Genomic DNA, 17629 nt, shown 5'->3' on the forward strand with positions numbered 1-17629 from the left:
GCCCGGGGCGTGGGACCCGAGGGCGTGGACGACCAATCATCCCATGATTCTATGATGGGTCCCATGGCTAGTGAGGAAACCCGGACAGTGCCCACCCGTACGGCGATGTCGTCGGCCGAGCGCGGTACGGCCGGCAGGCCGCGCCCCCGGGAGGCGAAACCCGGCGCGGACCGCACGCGCGCGTGGGCGACCCGGCTGGTCGTCGCCGGCATCGTGCTCTCCGCGCTGAACCTCCGCCCGGCCATCACCAGCCTCGGCGCCCTCCTGGAGGAGGTCCGTGACGGGCTCGGCATGAGCGGCAGCGTGGCCGGCCTGCTCACCTCCGTGCCCCCGCTGTGCTTCGCCGTCTTCGGCGTCACCGCGCCCCGGCTGGCCCGCCGCTTCGGCCCGGCCGCCGTGGTGTGCGCCGGCATGGCCGCCATCGCCGCCGGCCTGCTCATCCGGCCCTACCTCGGCAGCACGGCCGGATTCCTGGCCGCCAGCGCGCTCGCCCTGATGGGCATCGCCGTCAGCAACGTCCTGATGCCGGTCATCGTCAAGCGCTGGTTCCCGGACCGGGTCGGCTCCATGACCGGCCTGTACTCGATGGCCCTCGCCCTCGGCACCTCCGTCGCCGCCGCGGTGACCGTCCCCCTGACCGACGCCCTGGGCGGCGGCTGGCGGGGCGGCCTCGCCGTGTGGGCGGCGCTAGCCGCCGCGGCCGTGCTGCCCTGGCTGCCGCTCGTCCGCGACCGCGGCACCGCCCGGCCGCAGGAACCCGTGCGCGGGTCGGCCGTGCCGCAGGAACCGGTACGCGGGTCGGCCGTGCCGCAGGAACCGGTGCGCGGGTCGGCCGTGCCGCAGGAACCGGTGCGCGGGTCGGCCCGGCAGCAGGCACCGCTGCGCATCACCCGCAGCCGCACCGCCTGGGCGCTCGCCGCCTTCTTCGGCCTCCAGGCCACCGCCGCCTACGTCACCATGGGCTGGATGCCGCAGATCTTCCGGGACGCCGGAGTCCCCGCAGGCACCGCGGGCGTGCTGCTCGCCGTCACCATGGTGATGGGCGTGCCGCTGGCCTTCGTCATCCCGCGGGTCGCCACCCGGCTGCCCCACCAGGGGCCGATCGTGCTCGTCCTGGGCGCCTGCGGCCTCGCCGGGTACGCCGGGCTGTACCTTGCCCCGGCCGGCGGCGCCTGGGCCTGGGCGGTGCTGCTCGGCGTCTCCAACTGCGCGTTCCCGCTCGCGCTGACCATGGTCGGCATGCGGGCCCGCAGCGGGCCGGGCGTGGCCCAGCTGTCCGCGTTCGCGCAGAGCACCGGCTATCTGATCTCCATTCCCGGCCCGCTGCTGGTCGGTGTGCTCTACCAGCAGAGCGGCGGCTGGGGGCTGCCGATCGCCCTCATGGCGGCCCTGATGGTGCCGCAGACGGCGGTGGGCTTCCTGGCGGGCCGCGACCGCACGGTGGAGGACGAGGCGACACGCTGACCCCCGCCCGGGTGCCCCGGCGCCGCCGTGCGGGACCCGTGGTGCGAGACTGGGCGCATGCAGCCTGTGCTCGACCCGAACCCGCAGAACGGCCAGAAGAAGATGCTGCTCGTCTTCGGTGCGTTCCTCGCCATCTTCGTGATCATCGCCGTCGTGGCGACCCTCGCGTCCCCGTGACGGCGGCGTCCCGCCGCGCCGATGGTGGGGCTGGCCCCCCCATCCCCTAGGGGGAAAGGCTCAGGGTCGACTGGGTGGAAGCCCGGATGGGCCGGCGGCCCCCGATTCCGTAGCTTCGAGAGGAGACCGCACCCGGCGGTCCCGGATCCGCTCGAAGTCCCACGGAGGCGATCATGCCGACCCGTATCCACTCCCGGCCCCACCCGGCCACCACGGGCGGCGTCGACATCAGGCTGCCCTGGTGGGCGCTCGCCCTGCCCGCCCTCGCGTTCCTCGCGCTGCTCGCCCTCGTACTGGACCCGGCCGAGGCCCACGCGGCGAGCGGCGACCCGGCGATCGCGCGCCTCCTGGAGCGCGCCCAGCTGCTCCTCGCGCGCTGAAGGCAAGCCCCCTCGCGCGGTGAATCCGCATGTCAACTCCCTGCGCCGGGTGGCCTGTTTCATGCGAAGCTGGGTCCCATGAGCGTCGCAGAACCCCGCAGGATCGTCCTCTTCCGGCATGCGAAAGCCGACTGGCCCCAGGTCCCCGACCACGAGCGCCCGCTCGCCGAGCGGGGCCGCACGGACGCCGCAGTCGCCGGACGCAAGCTGGCCGACACCGGCATCACCTTCGACCTGGCCCTGTGCTCCACGGCGACCCGCACCCGCGAGACCTGGAAGCTCGCCGTCCACGAGCTGGCCCACCGGCCGAAAACCGTCTACGAGGAGCGGATCTACGAGGCCTCGCCCGGCGAGCTGATCGCCGTGCTCAACGAGCTCCCGGACGAGGCGCACCAGGTGATCCTGATCGGCCACAACCCCGGCGTGCACGGCCTGGCCGACATCCTGGCCGGCTCGGCCGAGGACGACGCCCGCGAACGGATGAACCGCCGCGGCTTCCCCGCCGCCGCCTTCGCGCTGCTGACCTTCGACGGCCCCTGGAAGAGCCTGGAGCCCGCCGTGGCCAGGCTCACGGACTACTGGGCCCCCTCCGACTGACCCGCCGCCCGGGCGGAACGCCGACGACGGCAGGGCCCGGCACCGCACAGGGTGCCGGGCCCTCCCGGTGACCGGACGCGCGCGGGCCGGGGCCCGCTCAGTCCTCGTCGTGCATGTCGGCGGCCTCGACCTCTTCCCGGGTGATGCCGAGCAGGTAGAGCACCGTGTCGAGGAAGGGGAAGTTCACCGCCGTGTGGGCGGCCTCGCGCACCACCGGCTTGGCGTTGAAGGCCACGCCCAGCCCGGCCGCGTTCAGCATGTCCAGGTCGTTGGCGCCGTCGCCGATCGCCACCGTCTGTGACAGCGGCACCCCGGCCTCCGCGGCGAACCGGCGCAGCAGCCGCGCCTTGCCCGCGCGGTCCACGATCTCGCCGGTGACCCGGCCGGTCAGCTTGCCGTCGACGATCTCCAGGGTGTTGGCCTGCGCGAAGTCCAGGCCCAGCCGCTCCTTCAGATCGTCGGTGACCTGGGTGAAGCCGCCGGAGACCACGCCCACTTGGTAGCCGAGGCGCTTCAGGGTGCGGATCAGCGTGCGCGCGCCCGGGGTCAGCCGGACCTCCTTGCGCACCTTCTCCACCACCGACGCGTCCAGGCCCTTCAGCAGCGCCACGCGCGCGTGCAGCGACTGCTCGAAGTCCAGCTCCCCGCGCATCGCCGCCGCCGTCACCTCGGCGACCCGGTCCTCGCAGCCGGCGTGCGCGGCGAACAGCTCGATGACCTCGTCCTGGATCAGGGTCGAGTCCACGTCCATGACCACCAGCCGCTGGGCCCGCCGGTGCAGGCCCGCCGCGACCACCGCGATGTCGACACCCAGTGCCGCCGCGTCGGACACCAGGGCCGTGCGCAGCGGCTCGGTCTCCACCCCGGAGACGGCGAACTCCACCGCGGTCACCGGGTACTTGGCGAGCCGGAAGATACGGTCGATGTTGCCGCCCACCTTGGCGATCCGCGCGGCGACGGCCGCCGTCGACTCGGCGGTGAGCGGGTGGCCGAGCACGGTCACCAGCGAGCGTCCGAGCCCGCGCGGACGGTTGTCGCCGCGCCCGGAGAGGATCTCCGCCTGCATCTTCTGCGACTCGGCCCAGCTGTGCACGGTGGCCCTGAGGTCACCCTCCAGGCCGGCCGGCGGCTGGGTGATCAGCGCGCACAGCACCAGGCGGCCCCGGGTGACGACCTGCTCGATGTCGACCACGTCGACGAGGTAGGCGGCAAGCGTGTCGAAGAGGCCGGCCGTGATGCCCGGCCTGTCCTTGCCGAAGATCTTGACGAGGAGGGTGGGGACCTCGGAGGTCTGCGAAGCGGAGGTCTGCGAAGCGCTCATGGTGTCACCACCGTATCCGGCACCCAGTGCCTCCCGCTGCCGAGGTCCGCCTGACGGACACGGAACCCTGGGTGTCGTTCCGGTGTCAGGGATCTTTCCACCGGAAACCGACACCGCCCGCGGGAGCGGCACCGACCCGGCTCCACCACGAGGGTCCCACGGGTTGCCCCGGACGGCAGGTCCAGGGGACGCCTCCGCGCGGCGCGGCGCCGCCGAGGGCGAGTTGGAGCACCCGACGGAAGCTCTCGGCAAGGGCCGGGTTTCGGTCAGGGGGCCGAGCCTGAAATAGTTCCCCACGATGTTCGACATCCCTAGACTCCCCGCGACGGGGGTAATTCGGGGGACAACTCAGTGGGGCATGGAGTGCCGGAACTCGTACTCGAAACAAACGGACGTACCTGGACGCTTGATCCGTCCAGGGCATACATCCTCGGACGCGATCCGCAGGGGGACATCGTCTTCGACGACGCCAGGGTCTCCTGGCGGCACGCCACGATCAGCTTCAACGGGCGCAGTTGGGTCATCGAGGACCACGGCAGCACCAACGGCACGTACGTGCAGGGGCAGCGGATCCAGCACATGGAGCTGGGCGCCGGCTCGGCGCTGCACCTCGGCAACGCGACCGACGGACCGCGGCTGAACCTGTCCGCGGCCGCCGCACCGGTCGGCGGCCCGGCGCAGCAGCCGCAGGCGGCGGCGCCGTACGCGGCCCAGGGCGCGGGCGCGCCCGGCTGGGCCCAGCAGAGCCCGCAGGCGCCCCAGCCGGACTGGCAGCAGCAGCCCGCGTTCCCGCAGCAGGCCGCCGCGGCCGAGCCGTACGCGCAGCCGCCCGGTGGCGGCGCGGGGGCGCCGCCGGTCCACGGGGACCGCAGCCCGACCACGTTCCACGAGTTCGCGCTCGGCCGCGTGATGCGCATCGGACGTGCCCTGGAGAACGACCTGGTCGTCTCCGACCTGCAGGTCTCCCGCAACCACGCCGAGTTCCACGCCACGCCCGACGGCCGCTTCGAGATCCGCGACCTCGGCTCGCACAACGGCACGTACGTCAACGGCCAGCCGATCGCCAAGGGCGGCTCGGCGCTGCTCGGCCCGAGCGACATCGTCGGCGTCGGCCACTCCACGTTCCGGATCGTCGGCGACCGGCTCGAGGAGTTCGTCGACACCGGTGAGGTCTCCTTCTCGGCCCGCCATCTGACCGTCACGGTCGACGGCGGCAAGCAGATCCTGAGGGACGTCTCCTTCGGCGTACCGGAGAAGTCGCTGGTCGCCGTGATCGGACCCTCGGGTTCCGGCAAGTCCACCCTGCTCAAGGCGCTCACCGGCTACCGGCCCGCCAACCAGGGCGAGGTCCTGTACGACAACCGGAACCTGTACAAGCAGTTCGCCGAGCTGCGTCAGCGCATCGGTCTGGTCCCGCAGGACGACATCCTGCACAAGGAGCTGACCGTCAAGAAGGCCCTGAAGTACGCGGCGAAGCTGCGCTTCCCGGCCGACACCACGGCGGCCGAGCGCGACGCCCGCATCGACGAGGTGCTGCGCGAGCTGAAGCTCGACATCCACAAGGACAAGAAGGTCACCTCGCTCTCCGGCGGTCAGCGCAAGCGCGTGTCGGTGGCCCTGGAGCTGCTCACCAAGCCGTCGCTGATCTTCCTGGACGAGCCGACCTCCGGTCTCGACCCGGGCATGGACCGCGACGTCATGCAGCTGCTGCGCGGCCTCGCCGACGACGGCCGCACCGTCCTCGTCGTCACCCACTCGGTGGCCGAGCTGGCGCTGTGCGACAAGCTGCTGGTGATGGCGCCGGGCGGCGCGGTCGCCTACTTCGGCCCGCCGGAGGAGGCGCTGAACTTCTTCGGCTACGACAGCTGGGCCGACGTCTTCTCCGCCTTCGAGAACTACCGCGACTACGACTGGGCGGGCCGCTGGAAGGGCTCGCAGCACTACCAGATGTACGCCGCGGACGTCGACTCGGTCGCCCCGCAGGCGGTCCAGATGCCGCCGATGCAGGCGATCAGGCCGCCCAAGCCGCAGGGCTGGTTCTCCCAGTTCGTCACCCTGGTGCGGCGCTATGTGTCGGTCATCGCCTCGGACCGCGGCTTCCTGGCCCTGATGGTGCTCCTGCCGGCCGTGATCGGCTCGGTCAGTCTGCTGATCCACCCGGACCGCGGCCTGCTGCCCAACGGACCCAACCCGCAGACCGGCCAGATCGTGCCCAACGGCACCGCCACCACCGTGCTGCTGATCCTGGCCGTGGGCGCCTGCTTCGCCGGTGCCGCCAACTCCGTCCGCGAGCTGATCAAGGAACGGGTGATCTACGAGCGGGAGCGCGCCACCGGCCTGTCCCGGTCGGCGTACCTGATGTCGAAGGTGGTCGTGCTCGGCGTGATCACCGGGTTCCAGGGGCTGCTGGTCGGCGTCATCGGCTTCGGCCGGCGTGAGATCCCGGACAAGGGCCTCGTCCTCGGGCACGCCACCCTGCTGGAGCTGTCCCTGCCGATCATGGGGCTCGGCTTCGCCGCGATGATGTTCGGCCTGATCATCTCCTCGCTGGTGAAGACCGCCGAGAAGACCATGCCGCTGCTGGTCATGTTCGCGATCATCCAGGTCGTCTTCACCGGCTGCCTGTTCGCCCTGCACGGCACGGTCGGCGTCAACGAGTTCTCGTACCTGATGCCGTCCCGCTGGGCGGTCGCCGCGGCCGGCACCACGCTGGACTTCAACCGGATCAGCCCGCCGGAGACCGCCGGCGACAACGACCCGCTGTGGAACCACACGGTGGGCGCCTGGGCCGGGGACATGATCGCGCTGATCGCGCTCGGCGTGCTCTGCGGCTTCTTCGTGGCGCGCTTCCTGCGCCGCCACGAGCCGGAGGTCATGCGCAAGTAGCCGCGCCCGGTCCGCACCGGCAACGACGCCGAAGGGCGGCGCCCCGAGATGGGGTGCCGCCCTTCGGCGTTACGTCGCAGAGGTCCCGCGCCAGGGCCTCAGTACGCGCTGTTGACGTTGTCGATGGAGCCGTACCGGTGAGCCGCGTAGTTGGCGGCGGCGGTGATGTTCGCGACCGGGTCGTAGATGTTCCAGGACGTGCCCGCGACGTGGTAGGTCTGGAAGGTGGGCGGGATGACCTGCAGCAGGCCCTTGGACGGGATGCCGTTGATGGCGTTGATGTCCCAGTTGTTGATGGCCATGGGGTTGCCGGAGGACTCCCGCATGATGTTGCGGTGCAGGCCGCTGTAGCTGCCCGGGATGCCCTTGGACTTCATGATGTCCAGGGCCTGGCGGATCCAGCCGTCGAGGTTGTTGGAGTACGTCTTCGCGGCGACCGTCTCCATCTGCGGGCGCTCCGCGGAGCGGGTGACGGCGGCCTTGGCGGCGTGCTGCTGCGCGGCCTGCTTGGCGGCGGCGTCGGCGGCGGCCTTCTTCACGGCGGCCTCCACGGCAGCCTTGGCGGCGGCCTTCTTCGCGGCGGCGGCGTCGGCGGCCTTCTTCTGCGCCGCGAAGGTGTCGACCTTGACGTTGCCGGCGGCGAGCTGGTCCGTGATCGCACCCTTGACGTTGTGCAGGACGGTGCCGGAGGCGACCTGGGTGGTGGCGACCTGGGCGGTGGTGGCCGGGGCGCCGGTGGTCACGGTCTCGGCGCTGCTCGGGGCGGCCGACAGGGCCACGGCGGCGGTGCCGAGGACGGCGACACCGGCGACGGCGATCTTGTGCTGCTTGGTCAGCGCACGACTATGAGATCGGTTGAGGAAGTTCTTGGGCATGGCTGATGGACCTCTTCGGATAGCGCGGAGGTCGCTCGTGCGTCCGCCGGGGGAATCGGCTCCTCCCGCACGAACGCCGCGGGGCCGAAACCCGCGGCGCCGAGCGACGAGAGCAATTCTTAGCGGGCGCAAAATGCCCAGGCAAAGGTGTGACGTACGATGCCGGATAGTGGATCAGGGAAGGGCAAAACGGGACAGACAGGGCCGTCTGTCCCGTTCATTAGGGGCGGTTTATCTCCTATGCCCTTTCGTACGTGATGCAGGCCCTATGCGCGGCGTCACACGACGCGCCGGGTCATCTCACCGCCAGTTGCCACCGCAACGCTCTGCGTGAGGACTCTCCTCCGGGAGGATGAGAGGGACGTCGCCGAACTCGTGCCCCAGGCAGAGCCCGCGCAGCCCCTCCTCGTACGCCAGGCCCACCGCCGCCCGCCCGGCCGTCGTCCCGACCGCGATGACCCGCCCGGCCTCCCCGCGCAGGCCCGCGCGCCCCGTCCCTGCCGGCCCGCACCGCGTCGATCAGCCGCGCCGACGCCTCCGGCGCCGCGAACCGCTCCGGATACGACGGCTCGTGCGCCTCGCCGGGGAGACCCCGTGTGCAGCGTCACCGCGCGAACCGCACCCCTGGCTCGCCGGCTCCGTCACCAACCGCGCGGTGAGGGGCCGGGCCGCGTCTGGCACACCGACAGCGGCTGGTCCCGCTCTGTACAGGAGTAGCGCTTGGGCCGCCCGTGCTCCCGCAGCACCTCCCGCACGTCCCGCCCCGCCGGCCCGCGCCCACCGCAGCCGCTCCGCGCCCAGCGGCTCCGCCGGCCCCCGCCCGGCAACGCCACCTCTGTGCCCGCGGGCGAGCCCGCACGCGCGCGTAGTGCCGCGCCCGGCCGGCTCCCGATCCCGGCCGCGCCCCGGCCAGCGCCCGCCCCAGCAGGCCGCACGGCATCGGGTCCCTTCGGCGTACATCTCGTGCCCAGGTCCCTTCGGCGTACCCCCGCGCCCCGGCCCCGGCGGCCTACGTCACCCGCCCTAGGTCCAGCGGACCGGAGCCCGGCCCCCACAGGGCCGATCCGCGCTGTCGCACCCCGCCGGTACCGTGAGGACATGAGTCAAGGCCCCCGGTCCGGCCTCGCCGCGGTGAGTTCCGCGCTGCTGGCCATGAGCAGGCACCTGGAGGTGCGCGACGTCCTCAAGACGATCGTCGCCTCCGCCCGCGACCTGCTCGACGCGCAGTACGCCGCCCTCGGTGTCCCCGACGACCACGGCGGCTTCGCCCAGTTCGTCGTGGACGGCGTCAGCGAGGACCAGTGGCGCGCCATCGGCCCGCTCCCGCGCCAGCACGGCATCCTCGCCGCGATGCTGCGCGAGGCGAAGGTCGAGCGCCTCGCCGACGTGCGCAAGGACCCCCGCTTCGAGGGCTGGCCGGGCGCCCACCCCGACATGGCCGACTTCCTGGGCCTGCCGATCAAGGACGGCGAGGAGGTCATCGGGGCGCTCTTCCTCGCGAACAAGCGCTGCGCCAAGCAGGAGGGAAGCTGCGGCTTCACCGAGGACGACGAGGAACTGCTCTCCATCCTCGCCCAGCACGCCGCGATCGCCCTCACCAACGCCCGCCTCTACGAGCGCAGCCGCGAACTGACCATCGCCGAGGAACGCTCCCGCCTCGCCCACGAACTGCACGACGCGGTCAGCCAGAAGCTGTTCTCCCTGCGCCTGACCGCCCAGGCGGCGGCCGCGCTCGTCGACCGCGACCCCGCCCGCGCCAAGGGGGAGCTGCACCAGGTCGCCTCCCTCGCCGCCGAGGCCGCCGACGAGCTGCGCGCCGCCGTCGTGGAGCTACGGCCCGCCGCACTGGACGAGGACGGCCTCATCGCCACCCTGCGCACCCAGACCCAGGTCCTCGACCGCGCCCACACCGCGCGCGTGACCTTCACCAGCAACGGCTTCCGCGCCCTGCCCGCCGCCCAGGAGGAGGCCCTGCTCCGGGTCGCCCAGGAGGCCCTGCACAACGCCCTGCGCCACTCCGGCGCCGACCGGGTCGACGTGAGCATCGGGCGGCGCGGCTGCGGAGCCGTGCTGCGCGTCGCCGACGACGGCAGCGGCTTCGACCCCACGGCCGTCCGCCGCGCCGGACGCCACCTCGGCCTGGTCTCGATGCGGGACCGGGCGAGCGGGGTCGGCGGCACACTGACCGTGGAATCGGCGCCCGGCAAGGGCACCACGATCGAGATGGAGGTCCCCGGTGGGTGAACCGATCAGGGTCCTGCTGGTCGACGACCACCAGGTCGTCCGCCGGGGCCTGCGCACCTTCCTGGAGGTGCAGGACGACATCGTGGTCGTCGGCGAGGCCGCCGACGGCGCCGAGGGCGTCGCCCGCGCCGAGGAGCTGCGCCCCGACATCGTCCTCATGGACGTGAAGATGCCGGGCATGGACGGCATCGACGCCCTGCGCAGGCTGCGTGAACTCGACAACCCCGCGCGCGTGCTGATCGTCACCAGCTTCACCGAGCAGCGCACGGTCGTCCCGGCCCTGCGCGCGGGTGCCGCCGGCTACGTCTACAAGGACGTGGACCCCGACGCCCTGGCCGGCGCCATCCGCTCCGTGCACGCCGGGCACATCCTGCTCCAGCCGGAGGTCGCCGACGCCCTACTCTCCCAGGAGGAGGCCACCACGGGCCAGGGCAGAGGGAGTTCGCTCACCGAGCGGGAGCGCGAGGTGCTCGGCCTGATCGCGGACGGCCGCTCCAACCGGGAGATAGCCCGCGCCCTCGTGCTGTCCGAGAAGACCGTCAAGACGCACGTCTCCAACATCCTGATGAAACTCGACCTCGCCGACCGCACCCAGGCCGCGCTGTGGGCCGTACGCCACGGCGTGACCGGCTGAAACGCCCTGACCAATGCCTCACCCACGGCAACCCGAAGGGTCACGGTCCGGACCGACATTCATACTCTCGTGGGAATGTCACCCGGATGGCACACCCTCCGGCGATCCCGGCCGTTCTCCATGCGTGCCGCGGTGATCACCGCGGGGAACGTCCAGGAGGGGTTGACAGTGAAGAACCTGAAGAGGGCAGCGGCCGTGACGATGGTGGCCGGTGGCCTGGTGGCCGCCGGGGCCGGCCTGGCCTCCGCCCACGGCGGCGCCCACGCGGCCGGCGAGGCCGTCGGCTCCCCGGGCGTCGCCTCGGGCAACGTCGCCCAGGTCCCGGTGCACGTCCCGGTGAACGCGGTCGGCAACAGCGTGAACGTCATCGGCGTGCTGAACCCGGCCTTCGGCAACCTGGGGCTCAACCACTGAAGCCCGGCCGCCGGCGCCCCCAGGCCTCCCGGAACCGCCGGGAGGCCTGTCCGGGCGTCCGCCCCCGGACGCGGCTCACCGCGCCCCGCGCTCCCGCTCCTCCACGAACGCGTTGTACGCCGCCACCTGTGCCCGTCGCGCCGTCCGCTCCACCGGCCGCAGCGCCTCGGCGCGTGCCCTCATCTCCGCGGAGCTGACCGCGCCCCCGTGCCCGTGGTCGTAGGCCAGCGACACCAGCAGCCCCACCCGCTGGGCCAGCTCCAACACCCGTACCGCACGCGGCGGATATCCCGGCGCCAGCACCTCACGGCCCCGCCCGGCCCGCGCCCGGTACGCGTCGATCGCCGCCTCCGCCACCGGACCCGACCCGGCGACGTCCAGCTTCGACAGCACCTCGGTCGCGTCCCGCAGCGCCTCCGCCAGCTCCCGCTCGGCCTCGCCCAGCGACGGCACGTCGGCGGGCGGCGCCTCCCGCACCGGCAGCACGTGCCAGACCACCTCGGCGTGCACATCGCCCGCCGGCCCGGCCTCGTACACCTCGGGCACCAGCCCGAACGCGGACCCGTGACAGACCACCGCCTCCTCGGCCTCCAGCGCCCGCGCATTGAACTCCGCCGGGCCGCTCAGCCCCAGCGGATGCCCCGGCGCGGGCAGCGCCACCCGCAGCCCGGCCACCCCCAGCGTGCGCAGCCGCCCCAGCGCGAGCGTGAGCCCGACCGGCGCGGGTTCCTCGGGCAGCCCCTCCACCCGGTGCACCGCGTCCTCGCCCACGATGGCGAGCACGGCGTCGTCCGGAGAGACAAGTCCGGCCAAAAGGGCATTTCCCCAAGCGGCAAGGCGTCCTGAACGCGGTTCCGAGAGCATGCCCCCACCCTAAGGACCGGACCGATGGAATGGAGCGGGGCACTCGTGGCGTAGATTTCATAAGGGCTGCGCCCACCGGCGCGGCGGACCCGAGCCACAGGCGTACGCGACAGCCGAGACCGGCCACACTGCAAGGGGAGACAACGCGCTCATGAGCGATGTTCTGGAGCTTCAGGACGTATCCGTGGTCCGTGAGGGCCGGGCTCTGGTGGACCAGGTCTCCTGGTCGGTGAAGGAGGGGGAGCGCTGGGTCATCCTCGGCCCCAACGGCGCCGGCAAGACCACTCTCCTGAACGTCGCCTCCAGCTACCTCTTCCCCAGCAAGGGCACCGCCACCATCCTCGGCGACACCCTCGGCAAGGTCGACGTCTTCGACCTGCGCCCCCGCATCGGCATGGCCGGCATCGCCATGGCCGACAAGCTCCCCAAGCGCCAGACCGTCCTGGAGACCGTGCTCACCGCCGCCTACGGCATGACCGCCCACTGGCAGGAGGAGTACGACGAGGTCGACGAGCGGCGCGCCCGCGCCTTCCTCGACCGCCTCGGCATGACCGACTACCTGGAGAGGAAGTTCGGCACCCTCTCCGAGGGCGAGCGCAAGCGCACCCTGATCGCCCGCGCCCTGATGACCGACCCCGAGCTGCTCCTCCTCGACGAGCCCGCCGCCGGCCTCGACCTCGGCGGCCGCGAGGACCTGGTCCGCCGCCTCGGCCGGCTCGCCCGCGACCCCATCGCCCCCTCGATGATCATGGTCACGCACCACGTCGAGGAGATCGCCCCAGGCTTCACCCACGTCCTCATGATCCGCCAGGGCAAGGTCCTCGCCGCCGGCCCGATCGAGCTGGAACTCACCTCCCGCAACCTCTCCCTGTGCTTCGGCCTCCCGCTCGTCGTCGAGCAGGTCGGCGACCGCTGGACCGCCCAGGGCCTGCCCCTGTCCTGACCCCGGCGCTCTCCCCTTTCGCGCCCTGTCCGCCGCCCGACCCCGGCCCTACCATGACCGTGTGAACGACATCGACGCATGGGTGTGGTGGCTCGTCGGCGCGGCGGCGCTCGGAATCCCGCTCGTGGTCACCGCGATGCCGGAATTCGGCATGCTCGCGGTGGGAGCCGTCGCGGCGGCGGTCGTCTCCAGCCTCGGCTTCGACACGGTCATCCAGGTCCTCACGTTCGTCGTCGTCTCCGTCGCGCTCATCGCCGTCGTCCGGCCCATAGCGGCCCGCCACGGCAGACAGCGCCCCCAACTCGCCACCGGTATCGAGGCGTTGAAGGGCAGACAGGCCGTCGTGCTGGAACGCGTCGACGCGTCCGGCGGCCGTATCAAGCTCGCCGGGGAAGTCTGGTCGGCCCGCGCCCTCGACACCGGCCGCGCCTACGAAGTCGGCCAGGAGGTGGACGTCGTGGACATCGAAGGAGCCACCGCGATCGTCATCTGAGGACAACTCGCCGGGAACGACGCACGAGCAGCGCGACGGTCTGACAGACTCGACCAGCAAGATCCTCAACAGTCATGAGATCTGCCGAAGGCGCCGAGGCTAAGAAGGGTACGGGGAGCCGACGATGGAACCGGTCATCATCGTCTTGATCATCCTGGTGGTGTTGGTCTTCATCGCCCTGATCAAGACCATCCAAGTCATCCCACAGGCCAGCGCCGCCATCGTCGAGCGCTTCGGCCGCTACACGCGGACGCTGAACGCGGGCCTCAACATCGTGGTCCCGTTCATCGACACCATCCGCAACCGCATCGACCTGCGCGAACAGGTCGTACCGTTCCCGCCGCAGCCGGTGATCACCCAGGACAACCTGGTCGTGAACATCGACACGGTCATCTACTACCAGGTCACCGACGCCCGGGCCGCCACCTACGAGGTCGCCAGCTACATCCAGGCGATCGAGCAGCTCACGGTCACCACGCTCCGCAACATCATCGGCGGCATGGACCTCGAACGGACCCTGACCTCCCGCGAGGAGATCAACGCGGCCCTGCGCGGCGTCCTCGACGAGGCCACCGGCAAGTGGGGCATCCGCGTCAACCGCGTCGAGCTGAAGGCCATCGAGCCGCCCACCTCCATCCAGGACTCGATGGAGAAGCAGATGCGCGCCGACCGTGACAAGCGCGCCGCGATCCTCACCGCGGAGGGCACCCGCCAGGCCGCCATCCTCACCGCGGAGGGCGAGAAGCAGTCCCAGATCCTGCGCGCCGAAGGTGAGGCCAAGGCAGCGGCCCTGCGCGCCGAGGGCGAGGCCCAGGCCGTCCGCACGGTCTTCGAGGCCATCCACGCCGGCGACCCCGACCAGAAGCTGCTGTCCTACCAGTACCTCCAGATGCTCCCCAAGATCGCCGAGGGCGACGCCAACAAGCTCTGGATCGTCCCCAGCGAGATCGGCGACGCACTCAAGGGCCTCTCCGGCGCGATGGGCAACTTCGGCCCTCTGGGCGGAGGTTCGGGCAACAACGGCACCAACGGCTCGTCGGGCAACGGCAACTCGTCCGGCCCGGAGCGCCGCGAGAAGCCGAACATCGACTGACGGTTCTCCACGACGCAGGTTCCCCGCGCCCCCTCAGGGACGCGGGGAACCTGCGCGAAAACCTGGGACGGACCCGCACCCGCCGCCGAACAGAACCCGGCAGACGACTAGGCGGCGTCCCGGACGAGCCACTCGGGAAGCGCCCCGAACTCCTCGGCGCCCAGGGCCAACAGCATCGCATCCGCCGGCGTCGGCTCGAACGGCTCCCTGAGCAGCGCCATCCCGGCCTCGTCCGGAGTCCGGTTCGCCTTGCGGTGATTGTCCTCCGCGCACGCGGCAACGGTGTTCAGCCACGTGTCCTGCCCACCCTGCGATCGCGGCACCACGTGGTCCACGGTCGTCGCCCTGCGCCCGCAGTACGCGCACCGGTGCCGGTCCCGCACCAGCACCCCCCGCCGCGACCACGGCGCTTGTCTTCGGAACGGCACCCGTACGTACCGGCACAGCCTGATCACCCGGGGCGCCGGTATGTCCAGATCGGCACCGCGCATGCGCAGTTCGGGATGGGCCTGCTCGACCACGGCCTTGTCCTGCAGCACCAGGACCACGGCTCGGTTCAGGGTCACCGTCGACAGCGGTTCGAAACTCGCGTTCAGGACCAACGTGTCACGCATCCAGCCCACCTCCCGTGTGCACCTGCCCACCCCCCGGCGGGCTCGGATCAACTCTGGACGGGCGCGCCGAGATGGACAACGCAATAAAAAATGCCCGCCTCCGATCACTTCCAAGACCGGAGGCGGGCAAACGTTCAATGAACCCTCGGCTGAATCCGTACGCCGGAGTCAGCCCTGCGCGGGGTTCTCGTACTCACCGATGAGCTGGGCGCGCGCGATCGCGTGGAACCGCAGGTGGAAGCCGACGACGGCCGGAGAGGCGTCCGCGTCCGGGCCCAGCTTCTCCTGGTCCACCGCGTACACCGTGAACACGTACCGGTGCGGGCCGTCCCCGGGCGGCGGCGCGGCACCGCCGAAGTCCTTCGTCCCGTAGTCGTTCCGCGCGTGCACGGCGCCCGCCGGCAGCCCCTCGAACTTGCCGCCGCCCGCACCCGCCGGCAGCTCCGTCACCGAGGCGGGGATGTCGAACAGCACCCAGTGCCAGAACCCGCTGCCGGTCGGCGCGTCGGGGTCGTAGCAGGTCACGGCGAAGCTCTTGGTTTCCGGCGGGAAACCCTCCCAGCGCAGGTGCGGCGAGGTGTTGCCCTCCGACTGGACCTGGGCGCCCTTCAGCGTCGCACCCTCCTCGATGTCCTCGCTCGTCACCGTGAACGACGGCACGGGCGGGTGGAAATCGTGGGGGAGCGGCCGCCGCTTGAGCTCGGTCACCTCGGTACCTCCTGATCGATGATCTGGAACCAGCAGTTCCCGAGCCTAGAACCAGTTGCGCTTGCTGCCGACCTCGGACAGCCACTGGTTGAGGTAAGCCGCCCAGTCGGTCCCCTGCCAGTCGTTCAGTCCGACCTGGAAGGACCGGAAGGTGTCCGAGCCCTCGCTGAACAGACCCGGCTTCTTGTCCATCTCCAGGACGACGTCCATCGCCTGCTCGTCGGCCACGAAGCTCAGCTCGACCTGGTTCAGGCCCCGGTACTGCGACGGCGGGAAGAACTCGATCTCCTGGTAGAACGGCAGCCTCTGCCGCGTGCCCCGGATGTGGCCGCGCTCCATGTCGGCGTTCTTGAAGCGGAAGCCCAGCTGGATGAAGGCGTCCAGGATCGCCTTCTGCGCCGGCAGCGGGTGCACGTTGATCGGGTCCAGGTCGCCGGAGTCCACCGCCCGCGCGATCGCCAGCTCCGTGGTCACGCCGATGTTCATGCCTCGCAGCGCCTGCCCGTCGATCATGGTGATCGGCGTCTCCCAGGGGATCTCCAGCCCGAACGGCACCGCGTGCACCGCCCCGGCCTGCAGCTCGAAGGCCCCGCCGAGCTGCACCTTGGTGAACTCGATGTCCTGCTTGTACTCCTGGTCGCCGCTCTCCACCTCGACCTTGGCCTGCAGACCGACGGACAGTCCCTCGATGGCCTGGTTCACCGAACCGCCCTGGATCCGCACCTCGCCCTGGACGACACCGCCCGGCACGACGTTGACCTCGGTCAGCACCGTCTCGACCGACGCCCCGCCGGCCCCCAGGCTCGCGAGCAGCTTCTTGAACGCCATGACTCTCCCTTTACGAATGGACCCTCGACCCGTACAAACGCGATCCACCGACGCCCGGTTCCGCGGGCGCGGTGCCCCGTCTGGACTACCCTCGGAGGGCATGATCGCGCTCCCGGACCGTACGCCACTGCCCCGCGCCTTCTTCGACCGCCCGGTCCTGGAGGTCGCACCCGACCTCCTCGGCCGCATCCTGGTCCGGTCGACACCCGACGGTCCGATCGCGCTGCGCCTGACGGAGGTGGAGGCCTACGACGGCCCGAACGACCCCGGCTCGCACGCCTACCGCGGCCGCACCCCGCGCAACGAGGTGATGTTCGGACCGCCCGGACACGTGTACGTCTACTTCACCTACGGCATGTGGCACTGCATGAACCTGGTCTGCGGACCCGAGGGCCGGGCCAGCGCGGTCCTGCTCCGCGCGGGCGAAGTGGTGGAGGGCGCGGAGCTGGCCCGCAAGCGACGAATTTCGGCCCGGAACGACAAGGAACTGGCCAAGGGCCCGGCCCGGCTGGCCACCGCCCTGGAGGTCGACCGGGCCCTGGACGGCACGGACGCCTGCACCTCCGCCGAGACGCCCCTGAGGATGCTGACCGGCACGCCGGTCCCCTCCGACCAGGTACGCAGCGGCCCCCGCACCGGGGTCGCCGGCGAGGGCGGCAACGGCGACCTCCACCCCTGGCGCTTCTGGGTCGCCGACGACCCGACGGTCAGCCCGTATCGCGCCCATGTGCCCAGGCGCCGCCGAAGTTGACTCGGCCCGGCGAAGTGCGTAATGTATCCCGAGCCGCTGAACCGGGTACGGCGATCGCCTGCAGCCGGAGCGGCCAACCCACTACCTAGCTCCACCCCCTCTGCGGGGTCGTTTCGAGCGCGCCCGCGCGCCCGAAATCGAACTCGCGAGACTCGATTATGAGTCCCCGAGGGAATCGGCTAACGTAGTGAATGCCGAAAGGGCGGACGGCGAAAGCCGAAAGCCCCGAGACAATCCCGCCGGCCGGGAATCGGATCGAGAAAAGATCTGATAGAGTCGGAAACGCAAGACCGAAGGGAAGCGCCCGGAGGAAAGCCCGAGAGGGTGAGTACAAAGGAAGCGA

18 protein-coding genes and 1 pseudogene are annotated in these 17629 nt (G+C 71.5%); 12 read left to right on the plus strand and 7 right to left on the minus strand.

The genetic code is table 11. The annotated features are described in order from the left end of the window. Window positions 1-51: 51 nt before the first annotated feature. From ABZ923_RS09680 to ABZ923_RS09695, 4 genes are all read left to right on the plus strand, one after another. On the plus strand, window positions 52-1464 hold the full coding sequence (locus ABZ923_RS09680; RefSeq protein WP_361469022.1) for an MFS transporter: 1413 nt from the start codon (window positions 52-54) through the stop codon (window positions 1462-1464). A 57-nt stretch (window positions 1465-1521) separates the two neighbouring features. After that, entirely contained in the window at window positions 1522-1641 is a 120-nt protein-coding gene (locus ABZ923_RS09685) for an SGM_5486 family transporter-associated protein (protein WP_279577607.1), read from the plus strand. 173 nt (window positions 1642-1814) lie between these two features. Further along, complete coding sequence (locus ABZ923_RS09690; protein ID WP_361469025.1) at window positions 1815-2021, plus strand: hypothetical protein; 207 nt, start codon at window positions 1815-1817, stop codon at window positions 2019-2021. A gap of 78 nt (window positions 2022-2099) precedes the next feature. Beyond that, window positions 2100-2618 (plus strand): histidine phosphatase family protein, encoded by a 519-nt coding sequence (locus tag ABZ923_RS09695; protein WP_361469028.1) that lies wholly within the window; start codon window positions 2100-2102, stop codon window positions 2616-2618. A gap of 97 nt (window positions 2619-2715) precedes the next feature. On the opposite strand, the gene serB is transcribed toward ABZ923_RS09695, so the two are convergent. After that, the gene (gene serB / locus ABZ923_RS09700; protein ID WP_361469030.1) at window positions 2716-3939 is read right to left on the minus strand and encodes a phosphoserine phosphatase SerB; all 1224 of its coding nucleotides are present in this window, start codon (window positions 3937-3939) and stop codon (window positions 2716-2718) included. A 363-nt stretch (window positions 3940-4302) separates the two neighbouring features. Between serB and ABZ923_RS09705 the strand changes: the two genes are divergently transcribed. After that, window positions 4303-6825, plus strand: a complete 2523-nt coding sequence (locus ABZ923_RS09705) for an FHA domain-containing protein (RefSeq protein ID WP_361469033.1) — start codon at window positions 4303-4305, stop codon at window positions 6823-6825. A 98-nt stretch (window positions 6826-6923) separates the two neighbouring features. Here ABZ923_RS09705 and ABZ923_RS09710 read toward each other — a convergent pair whose 3' ends face one another. After that, entirely contained in the window at window positions 6924-7700 is a 777-nt protein-coding gene (locus ABZ923_RS09710; protein ID WP_361469036.1) for a transglycosylase SLT domain-containing protein, read from the minus strand. Between the two features lie 300 nt (window positions 7701-8000). Next, window positions 8001-8597 (minus strand): annotated as a pseudogene (locus tag ABZ923_RS09715) (S-adenosylmethionine:tRNA ribosyltransferase-isomerase); the annotation flags it as partial. A gap of 201 nt (window positions 8598-8798) precedes the next feature. Between ABZ923_RS09715 and ABZ923_RS09720 the strand changes: the two are divergent. From ABZ923_RS09720 to ABZ923_RS09730, 3 genes are all read left to right on the plus strand, one after another. After that, a complete protein-coding gene (locus ABZ923_RS09720; RefSeq protein ID WP_361469039.1) occupies window positions 8799-9944 on the plus strand; it encodes a GAF domain-containing sensor histidine kinase in 1146 nt (381 codons plus the stop codon). Then, window positions 9937-10578 (plus strand): response regulator transcription factor, encoded by a 642-nt coding sequence (locus tag ABZ923_RS09725; protein ID WP_361469040.1) that lies wholly within the window; start codon window positions 9937-9939, stop codon window positions 10576-10578. Before ABZ923_RS09720 ends, ABZ923_RS09725 begins: the two co-directional genes overlap by 8 nt. A 168-nt stretch (window positions 10579-10746) precedes the next feature. Continuing rightward, window positions 10747-10992: a chaplin gene (locus ABZ923_RS09730; protein WP_361469042.1), complete on the plus strand. Its 246-nt coding sequence runs from the start codon at window positions 10747-10749 to the stop codon at window positions 10990-10992. 75 nt (window positions 10993-11067) lie between these two features. On the opposite strand, the gene ABZ923_RS09735 is transcribed toward ABZ923_RS09730, so the two are convergent. After that, a complete protein-coding gene (locus ABZ923_RS09735; protein WP_361469044.1) occupies window positions 11068-11856 on the minus strand; it encodes a hypothetical protein in 789 nt (262 codons plus the stop codon). A gap of 151 nt (window positions 11857-12007) precedes the next feature. On the opposite strand from ABZ923_RS09735, the gene ABZ923_RS09740 reads away from it, so the two are divergent. The 3 genes from ABZ923_RS09740 to ABZ923_RS09750 all read left to right on the plus strand — a co-directional run bounded on the left by ABZ923_RS09740 (window position 12008) and on the right by ABZ923_RS09750 (window position 14385). After that, window positions 12008-12799, plus strand: a complete 792-nt coding sequence (locus tag ABZ923_RS09740; protein ID WP_030347102.1) for an ABC transporter ATP-binding protein — start codon at window positions 12008-12010, stop codon at window positions 12797-12799. Window positions 12800-12860: 61 nt separating this feature from the next. After that, the gene (locus ABZ923_RS09745; protein ID WP_361469047.1) at window positions 12861-13292 is read left to right on the plus strand and encodes an NfeD family protein; all 432 of its coding nucleotides are present in this window, start codon (window positions 12861-12863) and stop codon (window positions 13290-13292) included. Between the two features lie 124 nt (window positions 13293-13416). Beyond that, complete coding sequence (locus tag ABZ923_RS09750; protein ID WP_361469050.1) at window positions 13417-14385, plus strand: SPFH domain-containing protein; 969 nt, start codon at window positions 13417-13419, stop codon at window positions 14383-14385. A gap of 107 nt (window positions 14386-14492) precedes the next feature. Here ABZ923_RS09750 and ABZ923_RS09755 read toward each other — a convergent pair whose 3' ends face one another. The 3 genes from ABZ923_RS09755 to ABZ923_RS09765 form a co-directional block, all read right to left on the minus strand. Next, a complete protein-coding gene (locus ABZ923_RS09755; RefSeq protein WP_361469051.1) occupies window positions 14493-14999 on the minus strand; it encodes an HNH endonuclease in 507 nt (168 codons plus the stop codon). 168 nt (window positions 15000-15167) lie between these two features. Further along, window positions 15168-15707, minus strand: a complete 540-nt coding sequence (locus tag ABZ923_RS09760; protein WP_361469054.1) for a YbhB/YbcL family Raf kinase inhibitor-like protein — start codon at window positions 15705-15707, stop codon at window positions 15168-15170. Between the two features lie 45 nt (window positions 15708-15752). Continuing rightward, a complete protein-coding gene (locus tag ABZ923_RS09765; RefSeq protein WP_208031469.1) occupies window positions 15753-16535 on the minus strand; it encodes a sporulation protein in 783 nt (260 codons plus the stop codon). A gap of 100 nt (window positions 16536-16635) precedes the next feature. Here ABZ923_RS09765 and ABZ923_RS09770 point away from each other — a divergent pair, with 100 nt between their 5' ends. Continuing rightward, complete coding sequence (locus ABZ923_RS09770) at window positions 16636-17286, plus strand: DNA-3-methyladenine glycosylase (RefSeq protein WP_361469057.1); 651 nt, start codon at window positions 16636-16638, stop codon at window positions 17284-17286. Window positions 17287-17629: the final 343 nt, after the last annotated feature.

Origin of the sequence: Streptomyces sp. NPDC046881, from assembly GCF_040645015.1 — a bacterium.
Taxonomy (GTDB): Bacteria; Actinomycetota; Actinomycetes; order Streptomycetales; family Streptomycetaceae; genus Streptomyces.

What these genes read in the sequence shown, in the direction of transcription:
- ABZ923_RS09750 (WP_361469050.1), top strand. Translation starts at nt 13,417, where the DNA reads ATGGAACCGGTCATCATCGTCTTGATCATCCTGGTGGTGTTGGTCTTC.
- ABZ923_RS09720 (WP_361469039.1), top strand. Translation starts at nt 8,799, where the DNA reads ATGAGTCAAGGCCCCCGGTCCGGCCTCGCCGCGGTGAGTTCCGCGCTG.
- ABZ923_RS09770 (WP_361469057.1), top strand. Translation starts at nt 16,636, where the DNA reads ATGATCGCGCTCCCGGACCGTACGCCACTGCCCCGCGCCTTCTTCGAC.
- ABZ923_RS09690 (WP_361469025.1), top strand. Translation starts at nt 1,815, where the DNA reads ATGCCGACCCGTATCCACTCCCGGCCCCACCCGGCCACCACGGGCGGC.
- serB (WP_361469030.1), bottom strand. Translation starts at nt 3,939, where the DNA reads ATGAGCGCTTCGCAGACCTCCGCTTCGCAGACCTCCGAGGTCCCCACC.
- ABZ923_RS09685 (WP_279577607.1), top strand. Translation starts at nt 1,522, where the DNA reads ATGCAGCCTGTGCTCGACCCGAACCCGCAGAACGGCCAGAAGAAGATG.
- ABZ923_RS09755 (WP_361469051.1), bottom strand. Translation starts at nt 14,999, where the DNA reads ATGCGTGACACGTTGGTCCTGAACGCGAGTTTCGAACCGCTGTCGACG.
- ABZ923_RS09765 (WP_208031469.1), bottom strand. Translation starts at nt 16,535, where the DNA reads ATGGCGTTCAAGAAGCTGCTCGCGAGCCTGGGGGCCGGCGGGGCGTCG.
- ABZ923_RS09710 (WP_361469036.1), bottom strand. Translation starts at nt 7,700, where the DNA reads ATGCCCAAGAACTTCCTCAACCGATCTCATAGTCGTGCGCTGACCAAG.
- ABZ923_RS09740 (WP_030347102.1), top strand. Translation starts at nt 12,008, where the DNA reads ATGAGCGATGTTCTGGAGCTTCAGGACGTATCCGTGGTCCGTGAGGGC.
- ABZ923_RS09680 (WP_361469022.1), top strand. Translation starts at nt 52, where the DNA reads ATGATGGGTCCCATGGCTAGTGAGGAAACCCGGACAGTGCCCACCCGT.
- ABZ923_RS09695 (WP_361469028.1), top strand. Translation starts at nt 2,100, where the DNA reads ATGAGCGTCGCAGAACCCCGCAGGATCGTCCTCTTCCGGCATGCGAAA.
- ABZ923_RS09735 (WP_361469044.1), bottom strand. Translation starts at nt 11,856, where the DNA reads ATGCTCTCGGAACCGCGTTCAGGACGCCTTGCCGCTTGGGGAAATGCC.